This window comes from uncultured Jannaschia sp., from assembly GCF_947494055.1.
GTDB lineage: Bacteria > Pseudomonadota > Alphaproteobacteria > Rhodobacterales > Rhodobacteraceae > Jannaschia.
Map to the genome: position 1 here is coordinate 1 of NZ_CANLTR010000125.1, position 1,547 is coordinate 1,547.

General features: G+C 65.7%; 2 pseudogenes. Both read left to right on the plus strand.

Going from position 1 to position 1,547, the window contains the following annotated elements:
- Nucleotides 1-38: 38 nt before the first annotated feature.
- Nucleotides 39-575, plus strand: a pseudogene (locus tag Q1A87_RS23400) (IS30 family transposase); the annotation flags it as partial.
- A 102-nt stretch (nt 576-677) separates the two neighbouring features.
- A pseudogene (locus Q1A87_RS23405) lies at nt 678-1,480 on the plus strand (IS110 family transposase); the annotation flags it as partial.
- Between the last annotated feature and the right edge of the window lie 67 nt (nt 1,481-1,547).

The window sequence follows — 1,547 nt, forward strand, 5'->3', positions numbered from 1 at the left end:
TTGATGACAATGCTTTGTCGGATCACAGGAGTTAGAAGATGAGACGGAAGTACGCACAGTTGAGGGTGGACGAGCGACGCAGGATCGAGCGCTGGCAGGCGGCGAAGGTGTCGCCGACGGAGATGGCGCGCGTGCTGGGCCGGCACCGGAGCACGATCTTCCGCGAGCTCCGGCGCAACCATTTCGTCGATCGGTGCATGCCCAAGGTGGCCGGCTACTTCGCGATGGCGGCGCAGCTGCAGACGGCGGATCGGCGTGCGCGGCAGCGGAAGCTCGTGCGGTTCGATGCGCTGCGCCAGACCGTCGAGGAGCGGTCAAAGTCCGGCTGGACGCCCGAGCAGATCGCAGGCCGGATGCGGGTCGAAGGCGCGCGACCGCGCGTGTGCCAGGAGACGATCTACAGGCATGTCTACTCGAAGGACGGCAAGCGGGCCGAACTGTGGTGGCACTTGCCGAACCACCGCATGTCTCGGCGGCCGCGCCGTGCCCGCAAGCGCCGTGCCTCCGGCTTTGCTCGTGAGGTCAGCATCCTGTTCCGACCTGAAGCGGTGGCCCACCGGACCGAGTTCGGCCATTGATGGTGTGGATGCCCCACCCCTGACGGCATCGCTTTGTGCCAAGCTGGCGGTGTTGGTCCAACCAGAACGGAGGAGGCATCTAGGGACGAGGTTACGACGATTGGGGTCGATCTGGCAAAGAGCGTGTTCCAGTCGCACGGTGCGGCCGCGGATGGAACGCCAGTGTTCCGCAAGAAGCTCAGCCGCCTGCAATTCCAGAGGTTCATGGCGGAGCACCCGCCCTGCCGCGTAGCGATGGAGGCCTGCGCCTCGGCGCATTACTGGGGTCGCGAGCTGGAAGCGCTCGGCCACCAGGTCCGGTTGATCCCGCCAATCTACGTGAAGCCGTTCGTTAAACGACAGAAGAACGATGCCAACGATGCCGAAGCGATCGTCGAGGCGGCGGCACGGCCCACCATGCGCTTCGTGCCGGTGAAGACAGCCGAGCAGCAATCCCGGGCTATGGTGTTCAAGACGCGCGACCTACTGGTCCGCCAGCGCAATCAGATCGTAAACGCGCTGCGTGGCCATCTGATGGAGTACGGTATCGTGGCTCCAGCGGGGCTCACCTTCGTGAAGTCGCTGGTCCACCAGATCAATGACCCCGACAGCGACCTGCCGCCCCTCGTCATCGAGTTGGCCGTCTGCATCTCGATCACTTCCAGACCTGCAGCGAGCGGATAGCTGTGATCGAGCGCCGCCTGCGCGACGAGGCCCGCAGCGATCCCGAGACAGTTCGGCTGCAGACAGCCCCGGGTATCGGACCGGTCAGCGCGATGGCGATCAAGGCTTTCGTTCCGCCTATGGAGGGCTTCAGGCGGGGGCGCGACTTCGCAGCCTGGCTCGGCCTCGTACCCGTCCAACGGTCGACGGGCGGCAAGCAGCGCCTCGGACGAACCTCGAAGATGGGCCAGCGGATAGTGTCCCACCCTGTGGTGTAGGAGGCCGCGCGCGGAGCCTTTGGCTCGGCGCAGCGTGCGGCCGGGCTGG